Here is an 18,239-nt window from a genome sequence, read left to right on the forward strand (position 1 = left end):
AGTATGTATTACAGAAATCAACCCGAAGAGTCGTCATACGACAAGTTTCGTACCTATAAAATCAAGAAAGGGGATACACTCGAAAGTGTCGCTCATAAACTTGGTGTAGATGTACAAGAGCTTAGGAGATATCATAATATGTACTGTGAAATTCCGGATTTGATTGAGGGTGATTTTAAAAGCCATTTAGAGTTTCTGATTCTGGCTCCTGAAAATAGTGATATTAATACAAATGATGGAATAAAGAAAAAGAACAAAAAAGTCAATTTGGCAAGCAATTTTAGATTGCCTTTTTTACCTGAACAAACAAACGGAAGTTACAAAGTAAAATATACTTATGAAGTTGAAGATGAAATGGATGTTATAGAAATGAACGTATCCGTAAAATGGCTGGCTACAGATCGAAATAAGTATCATCTTTTTCAAATCAACAGGTCGCCAAATATTTATGTAAACGGCAAATTGACAGATACATTGATTAGCGGATTAGCTGGACAAACAGCCGAAGTTTTGTATCCGTTAAAAGTGGTTGTTGATGAATTTGGTAAATGGATAGCTCTTTATAATTATGATGAAATTGATGCACGCTGGGGAGAGACAAAAAATAAGAAACTGGACTATTATTATGGCGAATTCACAGAAGCTTATATTGAGGAGACAGAGTATGCATTGAAGAGTTCAGATACTTTATTTGATTCTCTGCGTTCAGATTATTTTTTAAGAGCTTTTTTCAATGGTATTTATGTAAGTCATACAGCTGATTATTCATTCACAGGAGAAGTTTCATTTCCAATAGAAAAAGAGGACGAAGCTATTTTTAATGTACAGCAAAAAATAGCTCCTTTTGTAGATGACTCCGATTCTATAAAAGTAGAGCAAAAGGGGAATTATGCAAATTTGGGCCTCGGTATTTTATATGGTTACGATGCATCAAATGTGAATTATGATGCGGTCTATATTCTAAATTCTGATACTTATACGATAGAAAAATTAAATATTGAAAGCTGTGTTAAGCATAATAAACCTATAAGAAATACCATTGCAATTGAGCTTTTAGAAAATAAAAAAGCAATAGTTAAGTTGAAATAAGTTTTAAAATTTAAATAAGGTAAAGGTCATGAGTGGAAAACATGTAGTAGTACAAGGCGCGACCCTAAAATGTAAGTTTAGTGTAGAACCCCAAACAGATGTATTAAAGGTAAAAACGCATAATAAGCATTATGCCAATGATAAAGAGGCAGAAAAAAAACTCATCGCGACCGATAAGGAAATTGGGCAGACCTTAGAGAAAAACACCTTTGGTAAATGTAAACTGCAACCCACTGGAAATGGTAATTATTTACCATGTCAGGCCGTAATTACGAAGTGGAGCGGTTTCTATGAAAAAGTGACATTATCTAATAACGGAAAAATACTATTAGAAGATAACAAAGCCACTTGCCCAATTGGAGGAACCGATTGTATTACTATTGACAAACATGGACAAAAAGCAGAAGTAAGCAAGCAGAATCTAGAGAGTCTCAAGCCTGAAATACAAAAGCAAATCAATCCAATGGTAGATGTAAGAAACCTGTTAGAAAGGGCATATACAGACGAAGGAACAATATACAGTTAAAAAATAATACAGTTATTTTCTAAAAAGCATTCAAATGGCAAAAGGGGTAAAAAATATTAAGAGGTTATCAAACAGTTTACAACCAGATGATTATTTCAATTCTGGTGACATAATTTGTATAAATCCAGATCAAGAAGCTAAGTTTATTGTTGGCGAATGGTATAATGAAACTACTGAGGAAGAAAGAAGAAATACTACATGGCTGTGGATGGATCAGAAAAAGAGAAAAACGTTTAACAAAATAACAAAACCATCAGGAGTGCCTTATGGTGTTACCCTTACTAAAAAGCTATGTGGAATTTATGCTTTCTATTTAGAGGCCAGTTTACATGGAGATCGTGAAAGAAACACTTGGGTATATGTATTTGGTAAATGTGAAAACAAAATAACTTCTTCCTCTTGGAGTAAAAAAGAAAATACAGCAGATAACAGTGAAATAAATTATGGAGATAAGCTATTTATTACATTAGAGACAGAAGGTTTAAATGGCAATACATTAACAATAGAGTTGTATGGTGGTAAAAACGATGCACTTTTAGAAAGTGAAAAAGCAAATTGTATAGATGGGACAATTATAGCGACGTTTAAAATGAAATCTGTTTATAAGGAATTTCCGGGGTTGCCTGGACCAGTAGAGGGTTTTTATATAAAAGTAAAATTAATTGGCACTAAAGAAAAGTATATTAAAGATGCAAATGGAAACGACAAAATACTTTCGTTTAATATAATAAAAAAGGACAGTATTATCACAATACCCGTATTTCAAGCGCCAATTAATACCACTCCTTTAAAAATAAACGACACCCCACAAGAGGAAGAACTAAAAGAAGAGGGCATTATTACGGCCTATTTTGCTAAAGAAGAATTTTCGCTGGAAACTTCAGAAATTGATGGACAACATGAATATGTTTTTAAAAATCCAAATGTTAACATTAATAAAGATAAGATAGCCAAGATTATTAAAGACCAAGTAGATGCAAAAGTAAAAGCAGAAAAAAAATATGCCAGACTGGAGGATATTAAAAATGCACTTACGGAAGATTCTTATGATAAGGGAAGATCTGTATCTTTTAATTTGTGCAAACTAGGAGCTAAATTTATAAAGATAAATAGCGCTCCACTAGAAGAGGAAGTATATGTCGTAGCAAAAACATTTTTATTGGATGGAAAAGAAGTAACCATTACCATACAAGAGAAAGAAACTTATTTGGTAGATGAAAATACAGCTGTACCCGTTTTAGAAGCCAAAGAAGATGGAGCAGAACTTATAACACTAAAAGCAACTGTAGAAAATGGTTTAGCAAAAGTAAAAGTAAAACTTCGTCCAAAAACAGATGAGGATTTAAAAACCTGGAAAGAAAAACTTCTTAAAGGAAAAAAAGAAGGAACTTACGACTATACATTTAAAAGCGAAAAAACAACTATTGATGATGGCAACAAAAAGCAATTTGCAACAATAATACTTAATAATGCAAAGGAAGGAAAACAAGGTAATACAAAAATAGAAACTGGAAAAACAGCTTTTGCGGAAGATGTAGAAAAAGCATTAGTAGAGGGAATTTATAAAAGTAGAGATACTATTAGTTTTGATCTCTATAAAACACAAGCTGAAAATCTTTGGTTACAAGCCAAATGCCAAGGCGACACTGAAAAACATGAAGGAGAGTTTTTGAAAAAGGATGGGGAGTATTTTGTGATTGGTAAAAAATGTGAATGCGAAGCTAAGATAAGAGCATTTTTGAGAGTAATAAGGATTGCAGAAGGAACAGGAGAATACATAAAAGGAACTAAACAGAAAAGAGACGCCGAATTAGGATATACAACGTGGTTTAGTGGAGCAGGGAACAATTTTACTTTATCAGATGATCATCCTAGAGTAATTAATACTAATAGCACAAATACTATAAGATCATCGGCAGCTGGAGCTTATCAATTTATGAGTTGGAAATATGATAATCTAAATGGTTATACACTAGAATTTAAGGATGGATATTTTCGAACAAAGATTCCTAAAGAATATATTGAAAAGTATGATCTGGCTAAAAAGTATAATGCAAAAGGATTTTCGCAAGAATCACAAGATAAGCTGTGTGTTGCTATATTAAAAGATGATTTAAATGTGATAAATGATCTTCAAAAAAATGATATTAGGAAAGCAATTTCAAAATCATGTGGAACATGGGTAAGTCTTCCTGGAGCAACAGCGGGGCAACCGACGGCAAAAATGCAAGAGACATTAGATTACTATAATGAGTTTTTAAAAGATGAGTTAACGGGAAAAAGTAATCTACACATTAAACAAGGGTTTTTAAAAGATTTTAATATTAAATGTAATTGTGGGAATAATGAAAGTACCTTAGAAACAAATGAATTTGGGTTAGTTCAAGTTACTAAATTAGGTAATGTTAATATCATAAATAGTGGTATTGAAGATAGTTACTCATATATACAAAAAGATGGAACTAGTTCATCTGTTGGTAAACATGGAGATGATTGGATGTTGCCAGAAAAAGCAAAAGCTTTTTCTGAAGCAGTTGATAAATTAGTTCAAGAATATCCTAAGCAAAAAATATATTTAGGTGATTGTAGTGCGTACAACCCTAGTAAGAATTTAGGACACTCTGCTAAAGGAGCTCATTCTAACGGTAATGCTTTTGATTGTAGATTTCTAAAATCTGACGGTTCAGGTTCTAATGATATTAATAGTTTAAGCGATGAGGAAATTAAATTAAACGCTAGATTTATTGCAATACTCAAAGAAAGTGGATTATTTACAACCTTTTACACAGCAAATGGTAAAATTCCTGGATCTGTGCATGCTGCCGATCATGCTGATCATCTTCATGGAAATTAAATTTAAAAAACAATGATAAAAAGAATTTTAATTTTAATTGTATTGTTGACTTTGTTTAGTTGCAAAAAACAAAATGGAAACATCAATATTCTAAATAATAGAATATATACTGTATCAACAATTACTATAAAAACAGAATGCAATTTGCCTCAAGAAATTAAGAGTTACATTGGTTCTAATACTGATTTTGAGTTATTAACAATCAAAGATTTAAAATTGTTGGGTAAATATGTGAATATCTCTTTATGTTCAATTTATACTAGAGGGGATTTTAATCACAATGGAAAAGAAGATATTGCAATTATTTTAAGATATAAAGGATATAAAAATGAAGAATATCCTAATTACATTTTTCCCTTTTTAGTCATCTTTAATGATTACAAAGATGGAGTTACGCCTACTATTGTATTCAAAACTGGTCATTACTCAGATGAATCAGAAAAAAGTGTTATTTATGATCAATTCGAAGAGGGAATTTTTTCTTATATCGAAAATGATAAGGTGTTTAATAATGAAGTGGTTAAGGTTGTTTTGCCGGAAAAATCTACTTTTTATGTTTATTGGAATTCAAATAAATCAGTTTATGAATTTATTAATTCTTTAGATGAAGATTTTTACAAAAAAATAAAAGGCAGTAATTCATATGGAAAAGAGATAATAAAAATAAAAGATAATAATTTAGGATCATTATCAGATAATTTTTCAATTAAAGGAAGATGGATAACAAGATATGCTAAAGAAAATCTTCCAAAAGAAATTAGATATAACAATGACAAAGGTACTTTTTTTATGAGGGATTCAGAAATTATTATATTCGACAATAATACAGGTATTTTTTTTATGAAAGATTCAAAAGGAGGTTATATAGCCAAAATATTAGTGGAGTATAATATAAAAACTAAATCTATAGAATATTTGGAAGCAACAATTATAGATACTAAGTATAAATACTTTGATTGGAATATTGATATAAAACCAAATACGCCAATTGCAGTAATAAAAAAAGGAGACAATAAGAAGATATATTTAGAATGGAAAGGCCTTTATAATAGTAAAACAAAAAAGATAGAGTTTTCACAAAACCCATTTAATCAAGCTACTAATACTTTCATTTTATATAATTGTGATTATTAGTATGTAAATTAAAGTTATGGAGCCCCCGCTCCCGCAAGAATCCTTTCGTGTGGCATTATGCTGGTGAAATTTTAGTTTTAAAAGGTTTATTATGTTAAAATGAGTAGAAATTATAAATTTCATAATCCTGAAGACTTGTATTTTATAAGCTTTGCTGTAGTAGGTTGGCTTGACGTGTTTACGAGAAATGAGTATAAAGATTTATTTTTAGAAAGTTTAGGATACTGTCAAAAAAATAAGGGTTTGGAAATCCATGCTTGGTGTATAATGACAAGTCACGTGCATTTGGTTTTTAGAAGTATAAATGGTCAGAATCCTGAGTTGCTAATAGGAGATTTAAAATATTTACAAGTCAATCAATAGTGAAAAGTATCCAGGAAAATCCAAGAGAAAGCAGAAAAGAATTCTTGCTGGATTTCTTTAAAAAAGAAGCTGAAAAAAGTTCTAACGTAAAGCACCATCAATTTTGGCGTCATGATAACAAACCAATTGAATTATGGAGTAACAGGGTTATTCGACAAAAAATAAATTATATACATGCCAATCCTGTAGAAGAAGGATTAGTTTATAAAGCAGAAGATTATGTATATAGCAGTGCTATAGATTATTCAGGGCAAAAAGGATTAGTTGATGATGTAATTGTTTTTAGAATGTTTGATATCTAATCAGAAGGTGCCACACGAAAGGATTCATGCGGGAGCGGGGGATAGTGATAAACATAGAAAATTAAATAAATATCAAATTTTTGATAAAGATGGCTATTGTAATTTGAGGAAATACAGTAATCACCGCTCCCGCATGAATCCTTTCGAGTGGCATTATGCTGATAAAGTTCTAGTTTAAAAAAAATGGTTTATTATATTAAAAATAAGTAGAAATTGTAAAATTCATAATCCTGAAGGGTCTGTATTTTATAAATTTTGCTTTAGTAAAGCTGGCTAGATGTATTTACAAGAAATGAGGATTTGGTATACGATGACAAATACTATCTATGGCTTTTAGAAGTAAAAAATCCAGAATTATGAATTGTTGATAAATATAGTAGTAAAAAAAAGAATTATAAAAAAAACTTAAAATTTGTAAGAAATTTTATGTAAATTGTTTCCTGTAACTTCTGCCCAAAATACCACCAAAATATTTCCAAAAACAGATAAACGTTAATTACTAAGTCCGATGCTGGTAATTACAAAAAACTTATGTAATCCAATTACGTGAGGCATTTTACTATGGTATTAAATCAAACAATAATTATATAATGAGAATAAATTTTTTAATGTCCTTTTTAGCGCTAACAATTACAGGAAATGTAATGAGTCAAAATATTTCTATACAAGTTTTGTCAGCAGTAGAAAAAGATAAAGTATTAAATAATGCCGAGGTAATGATTCAGCGTAACGGAGAATCATCAGCCAAAAAGTTGACCAATAGTCAAGGTAAAGCTGTAATTAATGGTGGTTTTCAAGATGACTCCAATACATTGTTAATCATTAAAAAAGAAAACTACTCGAGCTTGGTTGTAAAGTGTCCTTGCAATGATTTGACATACGCATTAAGTCCGGTGATGAAAAACTTGGACGGAATGAGAATTGTTTTGAACTGGGGCAGGTATCCAGCAGACCTAGATTCGCATTTAAGTTTTCCAGGAAACCATATTTATTTTCAGAATAAAATAGGAAGTTCAGCCAATTTGGATGTTGATGATACAAATAGTTATGGGCCAGAAACGGTAACCATTGAAAAGAAAAAGTTTGGAAAAACCTATCATTATTTTGTTCATGATTTTTCGAACAGAGAAAATCCTAATTCTTTTCAACTATCAAATAGTGATGCAAAAGTATTTGTGTATGTGGGACAGTCACTAGTTAAAACTTATTACATTCCAAAAAATAAAAAAGGAAATATTTGGAACTTATTTAAAATCAATGGCAATGGAGAAATTATAGACATCAACACTATAATTTCTAAATCTCAGCAGGAAATAGGTATCGAAAGCTCTTATGATAATACTGAAGAACAGGTTTATGTTTCAAATGATGATAAAAAGAAAGCACTGCAATTAAACCAAAAAGGTGACTTAGCCTACCAAAACAAAGACATTGACCTAGCATTAAGTTTTTATAAGCAAGCTGTAGAATATTATCCAACTTTTGGACAGGCTTACGGAAATTTAGGATTGATGTACATAAAAAAAGGTTTTAAAGCAGAAGCCATATATGCCAATCGAAAAGCGATAACATACGCTTCTGGAAATTCTGTAAACACAACTAAAGCTAGTGCTTATTTCAATATTGCTAAAATATTTGAAAACGATAATGATTTTGAAGGAGCATTAAACTATTACAAATTAGCTAAAGAGTTAAAAGAAAATACTGTTTATGATAATGCTATACTTAGAGTAGAAAACAAATTAAGAGGACAGCAATAAAAAAATAATTGTTTTTATACTAACTATCATACAATACCACTACAAAAAATTCCAAAAACAAATAAACACTAATTATTAGTCAACACTAATAAATATCTAAAACCTCATTTAATCCAATTACATGAGGCATTTTGCTATGGAGTAAACTAAATAAAATTATAAGCAATAAATCATGATAGAAAAATTAAATCATTTTCCTGTAAACTGGATAGATGGAATGAAAATCAATAAAACACATTTTTTGGCAATGCAGGACAACGTTTCTGAATTGGTAAATGATGCTATTGGAATTCACACAACACCTATAAGCTATGGTTTGCTGGATTCAGGAAACCACAGCAAAGAATCGACCAAGATTACTTTGGGGATTGACAATCATAAACTATTAAGAGTACGGGTAGAAGAATGTCATGCCATTACGCCAAATGGTTCCAGAATCGAAATAAGTAAGGCAAATACAGATACATTGGATCTTCAAGTCCCGTATCCTGAAGATACTTATGAAATAAAAGAGGGAGAATCGATAGAACTGCTTGCCTGTATTTCGGTTAATTCCAAAAAAAGAATTCCGTTTGGAGAACCCGATCCAGATGAGGTTCCGCCGAGATATCCGTTTACACAGCCAGAATACAAACTTCATTTAATTAAAGCAGATGAGTTTCGTTCAGGGGTTGGGTATGGTGGTTTTTATCTCGCAATCGGAAAAATTCTAATTGGAGACACAACAATTTTGGATGAAAATTATATACCGGCTTCAGTTACCGTTAGCTGTCACTCCAAACTAGCCGACATGCAGGCTGAAATTGCAAGGTCATTTGGTCAGATTGAGATTTATTCGGTGCAAATTTCCCAGAAAATCAATCGATTCCAGCAAACTGGAGTATTGGCCCAAACCGTGATGGAATTATCAGACAATACAAGTTATTTCTTAGGGAATTGTCTAACGCAGTTTCGTTGGTTTTCGTTGCATCAGCATCCGGCTTCAATGTTGAGCACAGTGGTTTCTTTCGCTAGAGTGATGAAGAATTTTATCGATTCTAAAGCCGGAGCAGGAAAAGAAGAACTTCTAAATTATTTCGCAGAATGGTGCGATTTGTCCCAAGGCGATCTGGAAGTGCTTTTTACAACCCTTATCAATACAAATTATGATCATGTTCATATAGATAAAACAGCAAAATTGACAATGAATTTTCTAGTGAAAATAGAAAAGCTGTTTGAAACTTTAAGCAAACTGGACTACATCGGAAAGAAAAAAGAAAGCATCGAGTTATTCGTTGCCGAGACAGAGAAAAAAGACATTGTTCACAATCCTAAAAGACACGGTTTTTTCATTAAAGATTAATTATAAGAAGTAAATAGATTATGGAAGTATTAAACAAAGATGAACGCCGAAAAGCTTTCTATGCTTTTCTAACAGCATTTCTAGTCACTTTTGCAGTGATGTTTGCAGCCTTAGCCTTCAACCTATACCTGCCTACAGCAGAAAATAAAATATTGAAAGCAGAAAATGAAATGATGAAGAGAGAATATGATTATCAAACCAATTTTTCAATAAAAATTGACAGTGTAAGAATGACAATTGATTCTATCAATTCGCCAAAAGTTGATAATGATTTTCAGCAAAGATTAGCAAATGTTATGGTGGCTAATATTTATCAGAAAATTCCAAAAGATTCTACAGAGAACAAAAAACTGTATAGCAACATCATTTTGGCCTACAAGAATATCATCGATTATAAAAAGCAAATTAGAAGTCTTACGCACAATGCGCACTTGATAGACAGTTTAAACCAATCTGCCAAAACATACAAAGAAGAGCTAGAGAAAGTAAGCAGAGATTTAGATGTATGCCGTCAGATTTATCAAAATCAATAGAGTTCAATTAAAATGAAAGAATAATAACCATTAAAAATCAAAATTATGTTGTCGAATTACGGAATTGGAGGAAATGAAGTTAAACTGGATGCAGATGAAGCAATAATTGCAATACCACAAAACAGAACCCTTGTCGCTCAAAAGTTAACGGTAGATGCACCAATCAAGCCAGAGTTGGTAGAAGGAATTACAAATGTTGAAAAAGCATTTGAACATTTTAAGCCAGAAGTAAAAGTAAATTTCGAAAATGCTGATGGCGCTACAAAAGTAGAAGCTTTGAAATTTAAGAATTTAGGAGATTTTGGCATTAAAGGAATTACAGCTCAAAGCAGTTTTTTATCTGATTTGGAAACAGAAAAAGATCAATATCAAAAAATCATCCGCCAGTTAAAGTCTAATAAAATTCTGAAAGCTGCATTAGAAGATCCAGAAGCTAAAAAGGCTTTGTTGGAAAGCCTTGGAACCTTGATAAATGAATTAAAAGAAAACAAATAATTAAAAGAAAAGAAATATGTCTACTAAACAGGTACAGCAAAATACTGAAGATACTGCCGTTTTGGAACGCAAAGTATCTGGAAATTCAATTGAAAAAAACGTAGAGAAATTAGCCAAATATGGAGGATTTGATTTGCTGGAAATGGCAATCGAAGGCGTTCAAAACCTAAATCCTGACAGAAAGGCAAGAAGAAAAATTTTTCTTGGAGAAGTCAACAAAACTAAAGAAAGAGAAACTTTAAAAAAGACTTTAGAATTATGGTCTTCTGTTTTGAGCGACAATGAAGCCCTGACTGATATGGTGGCACAATGTGAGGATAAATGTAAAGAATCTGAGGCTTTACTGAAAAAGAACTTGGCAAAAGCAATTGAAGATACGAGAGAAATTGAGGCAGCATACAGAACTGTTGCGTTATTCTTTAAAAATACAGAGACTGATAAAGTGAAGAATGTCACTATTGTAAATGCTGATATTGAACAGCTGAAAGATTTAGACAATACTCGTTTTATTGATGCTATTCATTCAGAATTGGTAGATAATTATGATCGTTTAGATCTTAAAAACAATTATGGAATCTTAGTTATTCCTGGCTATTTAGGATCCAATAAAGTAGTCGAAAAATGGGCAAAAATCGCGCATGAAAACAAAGTAATGCTGGTAACTGATTTTGAACATCTTGACGAACCAGATGATGTTATGGAAATGTTTGATGCTGCATCACTTACCGGAGGAGATGTCTATCGTTCTAATGTTATCATGACATGTAACTGGCTGGTAGGACGCGGCAGATTTGATGAGATAGGAGAAAATGAAGATTTGCATATTGCGCCATCTGCAGCATTGGCAGGAAAAATCTATAAAACCTTGATGTCTCAAGTTACGGCAGGTAAAAAGTTTGGTGGAATTAACGAAGTCGACGGCGTTAAGTTTGATCTTAAGAAGAGCGAAATAGCAAATCTTGAAAATCTTGGTTTAGTGCCAATGGTAAACGAATACGGAAAAGTAATGGCTTTTTCTGCTAAAACATTGTTCAGCGGAGATAATCTTGGTCTGCAGACTTATTCTGTAGTTCGTGTTTTCGATTACGTTACAAAGGTATTAATGGATTTTCTTAATCGTCGTGCTTTCGAAAACTTCACTGCAAAAACACGTAAGGAAATCATGAACCAGATTGTGGCTTTCCTTGATGGAATTACGGGGCCAGATAAATTGATTGAAAATTTTGAGATTAGAAGATTTGAGCAAGATCCTATACAGAAAGATAGAATTTATATGGACATTCATATGAAACCTTATTTTCCAGCCAAAAACTTCCTTATCAAAATGGATGGTCATAAAGGAGATGACGGAACAGAATGGGATACAGATTACGAGCAGAAGTAATTGTCTTAATACCTAAAAGGAAACACAGTTTTTGTGTTTCCTTTTAAATAAAAGCATTGATTTTTTCAATGATTAAACCAAATGATTTAAATGCATGAAAGCAATTCAAGTTTTACTCTTATTCATATTATTTTCCCATTCATATATTGTATCGGCACAAAAAACAAACTCAAATGATATTTTAACTTGTTCTATATCTCAAAACGAATTATTACTTGATAAAAAGAATTTTGCAAGTGCTCCACCAATATTACTGCGTGTTTATAACGAAGATTTCGAGTATGCTGTTTGGCAACTAGGAAAGCGAAAACGAAAAATATATCTCTACTTTAAAATTTTTACTGACAATGTATGTGTCAAACAAAAACAGCCATTAGCACTTTATTTCAAATCGGGAGATAAGTACATTCTTAAGAACTCTTTTGCTGTTAATTGCGATGGAACCGCTGCCCTTCAATTAAGACGAAAAGACATAAAAAGAATAATGGCAAACGACATTAATTCAATCAAATTCTTTACGCTTAAAAAAGATTATGAGTTTAGTCCCAATAGTAAAGACAATCAAAACATTAAAGAATATCTGAGCGGTCTAAAATTGTACAAAATAAAGAAACGTTAACCTAAGTTTTACTCGATTTGTAATATAAAATATGGCTATACCAGAATTAAATCTTTCGTTAGGCTTAACAGATAATAAGGGTTCTGTTTTTTATGCTGGAAGTGGAGAAGGAAAAGTAATTGTTAGAACAGACTCAGCTTTAAAACAACATACAATTGATATCGTAATTTCTGAAAAGCAAGTTGGAACCGTTAGTTTGAAAACCAACATTGAATCCGATGGAATTCCGTCAGAAATAGAAGTTCCGACTTATCAGATGATAGTTACCGATGATAAAACAAATGAAAAAGAAGTTTATCAGGTCACTCGTGATACTTATTTTTTTAAAGAACAATCAACCAAAAAGAATTTTTGGGCTTTTTTCGGATTGAGATTTCTTGCTTCCAAAATTTTTGTGTTTGAAAATGTAGTATTTGAGCCTTCAAAAGAGGCAATAGAAACTTTTGACATTTCTAAATACAGAAAATTAAATCACAACGAACTTGAATATAGTTTTCAAAACGGAAATCAAAAAATAAAACTTTATGCTGGCGACATCAATAAACTTCATGTAGATAAAGAAACAAGCTGTTTTGTAATTGTGGACGAGAAGAAAGGACAACGTTTTATTGGAGATATTTTGTATCGTGAAAAATTTCTTAAGCTTACGCCAAAAGTGAAACTTCATATTATCAAGCGAAAATTAGTTTCTAATCTTGCCGAAACCAATAAACAGGGACAAATTGAAAAACTGATTTACATTTAAAAAGACATAATATGAAAGGAGCTTTTTACAAATTGCCAATAGACTTTAGTGCTGTAATTCAAAAAAAAGAATTAGAAAGAACATCAATAGAGCATTCGATAGCGCAGCAGATAATATTGCTGGCTACAACCACTTTTGGAGAATGCAAATTTGACGAAACTTTTGGATCAAAAATTTGGGAAATAGATTTCGATTTATTGATGAATGAAAATACATTGAAGGAAACAATTTCAAAAACAATGAAACAGTCATTGCTCTTGCATGAAAGACGGATAGAACTTAATGAGTTAGAAATTGTATTGACTGAAAACAAATATTTTGTAGACAATATTAGCAGATCAAAAAAAAGAGTTGACATTGTTATCGGTGCAAAGATAAAAAGCACCAATAGAAATTTTGATTTTAGAGGCTATTTCTTCGTAGGGCCTTTGTCATATAACTAATAAATGCAAAATTACATTTTTATAAGTTTTATTTTATTTAAAAATATTATATTGTAAGAAATAATTTATATATTTACGAGATAATTAAATAAATTAATAACTAAAAATTTTTATTATGTCGTTTTTAACATCATTGACAGTAGCAGGAAAAGAGTACAAAGTTCTTAACGTAAGTTATGATTTAGCTCAGGAAACAGACGCTTCAGGACGTCCGTCTACAGTAACTCGTGGAGGTAGAATTATGCTTGAAGTAGAATCAACTGGAAGTACAGAATTGTTCGAATGGATGACCAATAATTTCGAAAGAAAGGATGGGTCAGTAAAATTTATCAAACGCGATTCTAATGCTACCTTAAAAGAGCTAAAGTTTACCGAAGCTTACATGGTAAAATACAAAGAGAACTTCGATCACAATAGTGATAATCCGTTAACGGAGACTTTTATGCTTTCTGCTCGTAAAATCTCAATGGGTGGAGGTGAGTTTGATAATGCCTGGGTTTAATAGCCAAGTACTTTATCGAAGTTAATTAAACTTGAAAACTATTAAAGGAAGTCCATCTGAGGGCTTCCTTTTTTATCACTATGCAAACTCTATACAATTTATAAAACAGTAAGATTTAAATAAGACAATTATGAGTTTTTTATCAAAATTACACATCGACGGAGAAGAATACAATGTACTTGAATTTAATATCAATTTCAGGCAAGATATTGACACAGCAAGCAAACCTACTGGTAATGCAAAAGGCGGCATAATAAATATGACAATTGAGGCAACGCACAATAGCCTTTTTTTGTCGTGGATGCTCAATGGGGAATTAACCAAAGACGGGAAAATTATTTTTTATAGAAGAGATGCATTAAGTAAAATGAAAGAACTGACTTTTGTGAAGGCGTTTTGTATTAACTATCATGAGCAGTTCACCAGTACAACAGAAATTCCGATGAAAATTACAATGGAATTGGTAGCTAAAGAATTAACCTTTGGCGATGCTAAATTTTTGAACAACTGGATTGAGTTAAATTAAACAACTTGTTAAATACTATATTATGTCAAAGTTCTCCGAGCAAGTTCATATTTCAATAAGTTCATTTGAAAAAAATGTTATTTATTACGACCTGCAGCTTTCGCAAAAAATGGCAGATCACCATTATTTTTCTTTTGTGTGGCAATATAGCGGAAAAGCAGTAATCGATCCCGAAGACGAGGCTAAGGCCATCGCCAAGTACTCAGGAAGTGAAGTTATCTTTACCTTCAAAGTCAACGGAATTCGAGTGATGTCCAAGGGGATTATCAATGGACTGAAATCGGTCTATCTGCACGGAAGCGCCGCCGGGCTTCATGTCTTTGGCATAAGCCACACCATAGCAATTGACGATATGGAAAAGTCGCGAATTTTTCTGGGAAAAAACCTAAAAGAGATTGCTTTGGAAATTTTTGCCGAAGAAAGCTCAGGAGAGTTTTACCAGAGAGAAGCTATCGTGCCAACCTACACCAAAAGTTTTGCCTATAAGCCACAGTATAATGAAACAAATTTTACATTTCTAAAGAGGCTTGCAGAGCGCTACGGGCAATGGTTTTATTTTGACGGAATGCGCATGCAGTTCGGGCAAACCAAACACAGCGACGTTAAGCTCATCAATGGATCGTCTCTGCATAAATTTACAATCGAAGCCAATTTGGTTTCGCATAAGGCATCTTTTTCAGGCTATGATTACAACAGTGCCGGAAATATCAGAAATGCTGCCGAAAAAACAGAAACTGGAAGCCGAGACCGTTTTGCAGTTTCTATGGGATGGAACCAGCCTTCTGTAACCCGCCAAGGATTAAATCTGGGCGCTTATACCAACAATGCACAAAATAAAGAAGAGATAGACGAAATGGTAAGCCTGCAGACTGCGGGTAAAGATGCCAACAGTGTTTTTTACAGCGGCACTTCTTATCTGCCTATCGGAGTAGGGCAGGTTTTCACGATTCAAAATAAAACAGTGGAGCATGAACTGATAGCCGTAGAAGTTGTACATCATTCTGATGTAAACGGCAATTACAGTTGTGAGTTCAGGGCAATTCCGGCAGACGTGTCAGCGCCTCATTATACCAATGTAAGAGCATTTTCGTATGCAGACAGCCAGCCCGCAACAGTTATTGACAACAACGATCCTGAGGGACTCGGCAGGGTAAGAGTAAAGTTTTATTGGGCAGGCTGGGGAGCAGAAAGCGACTGGATGCGTGTAGTACAGTCTTATGCCGGAGCAGGAAAAGGAAATTATTTCAGGCCTGAAATCGGAGAAGAGGTTCACGTAAGCTTTGAAGGTGGCAATGCCGAATGCCCGTATGTTTCAGGAACGTACTACAACGGAAAAGAAAAACCGGAGTTTTTTGATCCCGAAAATAAGATTAAAGGCTGGAAGCTTCGTTTTGGAATGCTGTTTAAGTTTATTGAAAAAGTGGGCATCTGGCTTTCTGACCCTAGTGGGAATGAAATTCATTTGGATGAAGAAAACAAAAACATAAATGTGACTTCGCCGGAAACAGTGACCATACGAGCTAAAAATATTGTTTTTGAGGCTACAGAAAGTATTACATATAAGGCAGGAACTCATATTTCTGGAAGCGCTGGGAAAAATATAAGTCATGAAGCAGGTAATGATATAAACATAATTGCTGGCGGTAAACTATTAGAAAATGGAGATGAAAAAATAGAGATCATTGAAGAGAAGATAACTATAAACTCAGCAGAACATATTGAAATGGCAGAGCAAATTAAGATTAATGCTACGAAAGGCGATATGACACTAAAAGCATCAAAAACGATTCATGCCAATAGTGGAGAAAACAGCAATTTTAATTAAAAAAATATGACAATTAGAAAACAAGCCAAAAACAGCATATTGAAAGTAAATAAAAAACATGTTGTTATAGCTGGCGAAATAGAAAAAACTGCAGAAACCATAAAGCTGGTCTCAACCTACGGAAACATAGAATTATACAGCGTTAAAAAAATTAAAAAAAATGGGAACATCAATTAGTCTTGGCGATTATGAGCCAGAAAGAATACCAGAGCCTTGGGAAAAACATCCAAGGGTTAATCTAAAATGGGCTTATTACACTCAAAGTATTTCGATGAATATAAATGGGAAGTCTCATTGTGTAACAGCATTAACAAGTTTGAAAAAATATTCTGGATATGGAGATGAAAAGGGAGATGGTTTTCCTAATCAACAAGACAAAGATGTATATGCAAGTGCTCTAAATATCTACATAAATAATATTGGAGAAGTAATTGGCGGTGATTGTGTACGGACAACATATAGAACTATTGCAGATGCAAAAGGTATAGAAGAACTCGATAGAAGTTTCGGTGTAAAAAGAGAAAAAGATATTTTAATAGATGGTCCGGAATTACATCGTCTTATAGTTGAGAAAGGAAGAGTAAGATTTAGAAATGGAAAGGAGCATATTTTAAATTCTTTCCTTAACTATATTAGAGAAGCAATGATGATTAATAGAACACTAGATCAAAATTATACACGTATAATAATATCAGAAGATAAATCAAAAATAGAAAAGATATTAGCTAGAATTGGTATAGCAGGTGGATTAGTAGGATTTATACCTTTTTCCGAAACTGCTGGAGTTGCTATTGTAGCTAAAGAAGTTGTTTCGGTATTTTGTTTTTTATTGGGTCTGGAACCTGAAATTAATACATTGGATAAAGCTTTTCCAATGTATGACATATATCAAATAGGTAAAAAATCCTATCATCAAGATTATTTGGCAGTGCAAGGACAAGATGGTGAATTTTACCAGCAGAAAGATGGTATACAAGAACCAAGAGAAGAAGATATTTTAAAAGGAATTGAACCTGTAATAGAATTTAAAAAAAAGATTAAATAATGAAAAAACTATTATTAATATTCTTGATTTCAGTTATTTCTTGTACTAAAACTGATAGAATCAATCATTACATAAATCAAAATTTAAGCGAACAAGAATTGCTCGATAATGGGTTTTACAAATATCAAAGAATAGTATATGAGGGAATAGTTGATGATCATAAAGATACTGATTTATCATCTGAGCCCACAGTTGCATCTAAATTCAATCAAGTAACGATTGATGTTTTTTCTAATGTTAGGCCAAGAAAAGTTAATGGAATTCCTAAAGGACCGATTAATATATTCAAAGATATTCCAGAAAACGATATTAAGGGGAAAATTGTCACCTACTTTTTTAGAAATAAAAAATTATTTTATAAAAGTATAATGACGCATCCTTTCAACAATGATGGAAAAAAGGAATTATTTAAAACAAAAGAAGATATTAAAAAATACTATAACAATTTAAAAATAAACAATGAAGAAGCCCCACTTGAAAGACTTCGAAATCATAATGACAGTATTGGATTAAGAGTAAAATTTATAATAAATAATTATGAATCCTATTTTTATTTATCAGATAGAAATGAAATGATAACATATTATTTAAAAGAAAAAATAGGAAATGAGGATCACCTTACTTGGGATTTTTACGATGAAAACTCACTTTACAAGTTTGTTGAATAGAATAAGTTATACTTTACATCATACATAAGAGCAAGACAATCTTGGCAAGTATAAGGTTTGGTAAAAAAATATAAGAAAGAATAT

At 32.2% G+C, this 18,239-nt stretch carries 20 protein-coding genes; all 20 read left to right on the plus strand.

From position 1 onward, the window contains the following. The first annotated feature begins 3 nt into the window (after positions 1–3). Positions 4–1,089 (plus strand): LysM peptidoglycan-binding domain-containing protein, encoded by a 1,086-nt coding sequence (locus tag E0W73_RS00590; RefSeq protein ID WP_135220147.1) that lies wholly within the window; start codon positions 4–6, stop codon positions 1,087–1,089. A 28-nt stretch (positions 1,090–1,117) separates the two neighbouring features. Beyond that, positions 1,118–1,615: a DUF4280 domain-containing protein gene (locus E0W73_RS00595; RefSeq protein ID WP_135220148.1), complete on the plus strand. Its 498-nt coding sequence runs from the start codon at positions 1,118–1,120 to the stop codon at positions 1,613–1,615. 34 nt (positions 1,616–1,649) lie between these two features. Further along, entirely contained in the window at positions 1,650–4,469 is a 2,820-nt protein-coding gene (locus E0W73_RS00600; protein ID WP_135220149.1) for a lysozyme family protein, read from the plus strand. A gap of 12 nt (positions 4,470–4,481) precedes the next feature. After that, complete coding sequence (locus E0W73_RS00605) at positions 4,482–5,603, plus strand: hypothetical protein (RefSeq protein WP_135220150.1); 1,122 nt, start codon at positions 4,482–4,484, stop codon at positions 5,601–5,603. A 99-nt stretch (positions 5,604–5,702) separates the two neighbouring features. Continuing rightward, positions 5,703–5,966 (plus strand): transposase, encoded by a 264-nt coding sequence (locus E0W73_RS21700; RefSeq protein ID WP_317129305.1) that lies wholly within the window; start codon positions 5,703–5,705, stop codon positions 5,964–5,966. Next, positions 5,966–6,268 (plus strand): hypothetical protein, encoded by a 303-nt coding sequence (locus E0W73_RS21705; RefSeq protein ID WP_317129306.1) that lies wholly within the window; start codon positions 5,966–5,968, stop codon positions 6,266–6,268. Before E0W73_RS21700 ends, E0W73_RS21705 begins: the two co-directional genes overlap by 1 nt. A 590-nt stretch (positions 6,269–6,858) precedes the next feature. Beyond that, entirely contained in the window at positions 6,859–8,028 is a 1,170-nt protein-coding gene (locus E0W73_RS00615; protein ID WP_135220151.1) for a hypothetical protein, read from the plus strand. A 172-nt stretch (positions 8,029–8,200) separates the two neighbouring features. Beyond that, complete coding sequence (locus E0W73_RS00620; protein ID WP_135220152.1) at positions 8,201–9,370, plus strand: hypothetical protein; 1,170 nt, start codon at positions 8,201–8,203, stop codon at positions 9,368–9,370. Positions 9,371–9,390: 20 nt separating this feature from the next. Further along, complete coding sequence (gene tssO, locus E0W73_RS00625) at positions 9,391–9,903, plus strand: type VI secretion system TssO (protein WP_135220153.1); 513 nt, start codon at positions 9,391–9,393, stop codon at positions 9,901–9,903. A 45-nt stretch (positions 9,904–9,948) separates the two neighbouring features. Then, entirely contained in the window at positions 9,949–10,398 is a 450-nt protein-coding gene (locus tag E0W73_RS00630) for a hypothetical protein (protein ID WP_208730521.1), read from the plus strand. Positions 10,399–10,414: 16 nt separating this feature from the next. Next, positions 10,415–11,782, plus strand: a complete 1,368-nt coding sequence (locus tag E0W73_RS00635; RefSeq protein ID WP_135220155.1) for a DUF5458 family protein — start codon at positions 10,415–10,417, stop codon at positions 11,780–11,782. A gap of 94 nt (positions 11,783–11,876) precedes the next feature. After that, positions 11,877–12,401 (plus strand): hypothetical protein, encoded by a 525-nt coding sequence (locus tag E0W73_RS00640; protein ID WP_135220156.1) that lies wholly within the window; start codon positions 11,877–11,879, stop codon positions 12,399–12,401. A 31-nt stretch (positions 12,402–12,432) separates the two neighbouring features. After that, on the plus strand, positions 12,433–13,146 hold the full coding sequence (locus tag E0W73_RS00645; protein WP_135220157.1) for a hypothetical protein: 714 nt from the start codon (positions 12,433–12,435) through the stop codon (positions 13,144–13,146). A gap of 11 nt (positions 13,147–13,157) precedes the next feature. Continuing rightward, on the plus strand, positions 13,158–13,589 hold the full coding sequence (locus E0W73_RS00650) for a GPW/gp25 family protein (RefSeq protein ID WP_135220158.1): 432 nt from the start codon (positions 13,158–13,160) through the stop codon (positions 13,587–13,589). 115 nt (positions 13,590–13,704) lie between these two features. Then, a complete protein-coding gene (tssD, locus tag E0W73_RS00655; RefSeq protein WP_135220159.1) occupies positions 13,705–14,091 on the plus strand; it encodes a type VI secretion system tube protein TssD in 387 nt (128 codons plus the stop codon). Positions 14,092–14,221: 130 nt separating this feature from the next. Then, positions 14,222–14,617, plus strand: coding sequence for a type VI secretion system tube protein TssD (tssD, locus tag E0W73_RS00660; RefSeq protein WP_135220160.1), 396 nt, complete (start codon positions 14,222–14,224; stop codon positions 14,615–14,617). A gap of 22 nt (positions 14,618–14,639) precedes the next feature. Further along, positions 14,640–16,442: a type VI secretion system Vgr family protein gene (locus tag E0W73_RS00665; protein ID WP_135220161.1), complete on the plus strand. Its 1,803-nt coding sequence runs from the start codon at positions 14,640–14,642 to the stop codon at positions 16,440–16,442. 6 nt (positions 16,443–16,448) lie between these two features. After that, a complete protein-coding gene (locus E0W73_RS21330; RefSeq protein ID WP_162847641.1) occupies positions 16,449–16,619 on the plus strand; it encodes a hypothetical protein in 171 nt (56 codons plus the stop codon). Next, on the plus strand, positions 16,603–17,487 hold the full coding sequence (locus E0W73_RS00670; RefSeq protein WP_135220162.1) for a hypothetical protein: 885 nt from the start codon (positions 16,603–16,605) through the stop codon (positions 17,485–17,487). Before E0W73_RS21330 ends, E0W73_RS00670 begins: the two co-directional genes overlap by 17 nt. Next, positions 17,487–18,155 carry a hypothetical protein gene (locus E0W73_RS00675; RefSeq protein WP_135220163.1) on the plus strand — a complete coding sequence of 223 codons (669 nt, stop codon included), beginning with the start codon at positions 17,487–17,489 and terminating at the stop codon, positions 18,153–18,155. The genes E0W73_RS00670 and E0W73_RS00675 overlap by 1 nt, the downstream gene beginning before the upstream one ends. The last annotated feature ends 84 nt before the right edge of the window (positions 18,156–18,239 follow it).

The sequence above is a fragment of the Flavobacterium foetidum genome (assembly GCF_004634245.1).
Classification (GTDB): domain Bacteria; phylum Bacteroidota; class Bacteroidia; order Flavobacteriales; family Flavobacteriaceae; genus Flavobacterium; species Flavobacterium foetidum.